This is a genomic window from Prosthecobacter sp. (assembly GCF_044373815.1).
Classification (GTDB): domain Bacteria; phylum Verrucomicrobiota; class Verrucomicrobiia; order Verrucomicrobiales; family Verrucomicrobiaceae; genus Prosthecobacter.
Genome location: NZ_JBIPNG010000608.1, coordinates 1 through 3,392, shown reverse-complemented (window position 1 = coordinate 3,392; position 3,392 = coordinate 1). Strand labels below are relative to the sequence as shown.

Sequence of the window (3,392 nt, the reverse complement as noted above, 5' to 3'; positions counted from 1 at the left end):
GCGGCGGGGATGGATGACTACATCGCCAAGCCCATTCACTCGACGCAGCTTTATCCGCTGCTGGAAAAGTTTGCCAGCCTCAGCGAGAACCCCCAGGCGGATCCCCTGCCCTTCGGTGCTTCATGCCATGAGCCGGTGTTCGACGCTGACACTTTCTGCGACAACATTGGCGATGGCCCGCTGATGCTGGAGCTGATCCGGCTGTTCTTTGAGGAGTCGCAGCCCATGCTCGGCCATGCGTGTCTGGCGCTCCATGAACTGGATGCGGAAGCGCTGCATCAAGCCGCTCATTCTTTGCAAGGGCTGGTGGGAAATTACGCCGCCGCACCGGCCTTCAATGCGGTGTCCGCGTTAACCCAATGCACGCGGAATGGGAATCTGCTGCAGGCGGGCAAGCTGCTCGCGGAGGTGACGGATGAAATCGCGCGGCTGAGGGAAGCGCTGGCGGAGTTTGCGAAGGAGATTGAGTGAGGGGGGGGTGGGTGCGTGTTACGTCAGCTCAGTGGCCGTGTCCGCAGCTGCCGCAGCGTATAGAAGGGTTCGTCTGACTCCGCCATTCGACGGCTCCCACGTTTCCGCTTGGGTCCGAAGTGCTCCCGCTGCTCCATGAACAGGCCCTCGACGAACGCCTTGCTCCCAAGCGCGATGCCATCGCTGAAGTAGCGCACACGCAGGTGCACGAGTTCCGCAGGGCTGAGCTTTCCGCCTTTGGCCAGAACGGCACGTGCAGACTCCACGCTCACGCCGCGCCGCACCACGTTTTCGTTTTGCGCGTCCTTCACTTCGCGACCCTCCGCATGCAGCAGGCAACGATAAGCCTCCGCTGCGCCCGCACTTTTCCAACCATCCACCGGTTTGCTCAGCGCCTTGCAGAGTCCGCGTTGCGCTCTGCGGCTGCCGCCCAGCGCCTCCGCGTAGCCGCACCAGCGGTAGTTCTTCGGGTCCTTCACGAGCCCAGCGCGCACGGGATTGAGATCGATGTAGGCAGCCATCGTCCGCAGAGCTTCGCCTTTGCCCTCAACGATGACACTTTTAAAGCGATCCATCCAGAGCGTGCCGCGGCGGCCGCGCCGTTTGTTGAACCAGCGGCTGAAGCGCTCTTTCACTTCTTTGACGAAGAGGGACAGATCGCAGAAGCGCCTCTTCAATGCGTCCACTCGCTGCTCCGCTAAGACGGCCATCCCCCTCTCGCGCAGATCCTTCAACTCATCCCGCAACAAGCCCAGGTAGGCGCGGCTGTACAGCGTGCGCAGATGATCAAAAAGCCGCGTTTCGCCGTCAGGCCCCTCAAACCGCTGCAGCCACGTTTGCCGGTGCGGCACCTCGGCCAGCAGGTGGAAATGATTCCCCATGATGCAGTAGGTCGCCACCTTGACCCCGGAGAACTCCGACATCCGCCAAATCACGCGGCGCAGCGCCTCCTTCTCCACTTCATCAAAGACCACCTCCCCACCGCAAGTCCGCGACATGACGTGATAGCAATACGACTCCAGCGGTCCCTTCCCCAGAATGCGGAACCGCCCGCCGGACCAAGAACGCGCGCCAGGATAGAGGCCCGTTTTCGCATTCACGCCAACGAGTTGCTCTTCGAGCGGGATCGCCTGGGAATCAGCAGACTGAGTCGATTTCATGCGGCCGAAATTGGGTCATTTTTTGCAGGAATCAATTACTAAATGCCCGGCATTATTTTATTGGCATTATTTTATAGACGCTTCGCGCTCGTATGCGGTTTGCGATCGCTGGGCATGGGCATGCGACAGGTGTCGAGTGTCGCTCTGCGCGGAACCTATCTGTGCGTTTCGAAGGATCTACTTCGCGATCTGGGCCACGGCTTCTGCCACCCAGCCGGAGTCGGGGAGGGCGAAGGGGCGGAAGGTTTCGAGGCGGGATTCGTGTTCGCTGTAGAAGAGGGCGCGATGGAGGCCGAGCATGCTGGCTTTGGGGGAGTCAATGAGGCTGGCGGAGTCGTTGGCGCTCATCTGGAAGAGGACGCGCATGCCGAGCTCGCTGACGGACTTGCGGCTGAGGGAGCGGTTGACGTTGTTGAGGGTGTCGAGGCTGGTGATGAGATGGATGCCGAGGGGCGGGCCTTCGGAGATGATCTCGTTGAGCTGGCTGCCGGGCTTGGGGGCGTCGTCGCCGCCGAAGGAGAAGTCTTCTTCGTAGCGCAGCTTGCGGAACTTTTGCAGGCCGTGGATGAAGAGGTAGATGGGGGGATCTCCGGCGCTGCCTTCATCGCTGCGGCGCTTCATTTCGGCATGGATTTCGGCGATGAATTCGGGGGCTTCATGCCCCTGCGAAATCTTGGCGTGGCCCTGGGCGATGCTTTCGAGGAATACGCAGTCGGGTGAGTCCGCGAGTGCTCCGTGAATGAGGTAGAACTTGGGCGGGGTGGCGCGGGGATGCTGCGCGGCGAGCGCGAGCATGCCGAGGCCGATGATGGCGGCGACGGCTTCGTCGTTCTGACCGACGAGGAGCAGATGGCGGCCGCTCTGGCGTGGGAACATGGCTTCCGTGGGGCCTTTGATGGCGTTGGGCATGCCGAGCCAGCATTTGGGATCGGCTGGGGCTTTGACGGGCGGATGTTCCAGGGCGGTGGTGAGCAGGGCGTTGTCGCGCACGTCGGCGGGCATGTTGCCTTCGAAGACGATGGGGCGCTTGTTGCTGAAGCCGCGCTCCTTGGAGAGCTGGGTGATTTTGACGAGGTTGGCATCCCGCTCTTCATCGGTGAGCCAGACGACCTGGAAGGGGCTGTTCCCTTCCACGGCACCGGCGGCGTCATTGTAGATGCCTTCGCCGGGACGTGAGAGGAGGCGCGGCGCGGTGTTGGTGTCGTCCATGATGAGGGCGGCGTCGGCCTCGTTGCACTGCAAGGCGATGCGAATGACCATCTGGCCGAGGGTGGTGCGGGCGAGGGTGTAGGCACCGCCGAGGGTCTGGGAACCGAGGAAGACATGGATGCCGAAGGCACGGCCCTGACGCACGATGCGGTCGAGCAACAGCGCGGCGCCCTGGGCGACGGCGTCGTCTTCGGTGAAGTATTCCTGGAACTCGTCAATAATGAGCATGGCGCGCGGCATGGGCTCGGTGCCGCCGACGCGCTTGTAACCGGCGAGATCCTGCGCGCCGGCTTTGCGGAAGAGTTCGCCGCGACGGCGGAGTTCTTCGTCGATGCGTTGCAGCACGCTCAGGGCGAATTCGCGATCGCTCTCAATGGCGATGACTTTGGCGTGCGGCAGTTTGTTGTCCGCGTAGCACTTGAACTCGACGCCTTTCTTGAAGTCGATGAGGTAGAATTCGACCTCATCCGGGCTGCAGGAGAGCGCGAGATTGGTGATGATGATGTGCAGCAGGGTCGATTTACCGGAACCGGTTTTACCTGCGAGGAGGGC

3 protein-coding genes are annotated in these 3,392 nt (G+C 62.1%); 1 reads left to right on the top strand and 2 read right to left on the bottom strand.

Annotated features, from left to right (window positions below; all coding sequences use genetic code 11):
- Positions 1–471: Hpt domain-containing protein (locus tag ACIREA_RS29040; protein WP_397385815.1), on the top strand; the 471-nt coding region annotated here is incomplete at its 5' end.
- Between the two features lie 23 nt (positions 472–494).
- Here ACIREA_RS29040 and ACIREA_RS29035 read toward each other — a convergent pair.
- Positions 495–1,631: a transposase gene (locus ACIREA_RS29035; RefSeq protein ID WP_397385814.1), complete on the bottom strand. Its 1,137-nt coding sequence runs from the start codon at positions 1,629–1,631 to the stop codon at positions 495–497.
- Positions 1,632–1,808: 177 nt separating this feature from the next.
- The coding region (locus tag ACIREA_RS29030; protein WP_397385813.1) for an FtsK/SpoIIIE domain-containing protein at positions 1,809–3,392 on the bottom strand (1,584 nt) is incomplete at its 5' end.

Bases quoted from the DNA above. Each gene is read 5' to 3' on its own strand.
- ACIREA_RS29035 (WP_397385814.1), bottom strand. From the start codon at position 1,631: ATGAAATCGACTCAGTCTGCTGATTCCCAGGCGATCCCGCTCGAAGAG.